Genomic DNA, 564 nt, shown 5'->3' on the forward strand with positions numbered 1-564 from the left:
TTAAAAATCTCTTAATTTCTTGAGCTGTTTTTGACTCAATAGATAATAAAGCACAAACTCTAGTGACATTAACAATCTGCTCTGCATGAATATTTTTAAAGTCTGGATAACACACAAGCTTATAAATAATTTTTGTCTCTAAATGTTCTTTAGACACTCTATTCTCGTTACTTATTATACGTTCTTGATGACTTATTTTAAAATATTCATTCTTCTCAATATCTTGCAAAATATTTAGAAGCTCCTGATATCTTATTGGTCTCTTCAAACCATACTGATAACCCTTTAAAAGTTCAGGATTATTACTTAGTACGATCTTAATTTTTTTAGGAATAAGTATGTTGGTATAACCACTATCTAAATCAATAATATGTATATCTGGATTGTTTTCACTATATATCCAATTCCCCAAAAGATGAGATGACAAAGATAAGTCATGAATAACTTTTATCATCGCCTCTAAATTTTTAGGCAATAGCCTATCCTTTGACATACAGCCAATTCTATATGTGCACTGATTCATTGATATTTCCCCAATTTCAATGATGACTTTAAAAATTCTTT

General features: G+C 28.5%; 1 protein-coding gene. It reads right to left on the minus strand.

Annotated features, from left to right (window positions below):
* Positions 1-523: hypothetical protein (locus tag NL42_RS18080; RefSeq protein ID WP_461313803.1), on the minus strand; the 523-nt coding region annotated here is incomplete at its 3' end.
* Positions 524-564 lie beyond the last annotated feature (41 nt).

Source organism: Acinetobacter sp. GN11, from assembly GCF_054823985.1.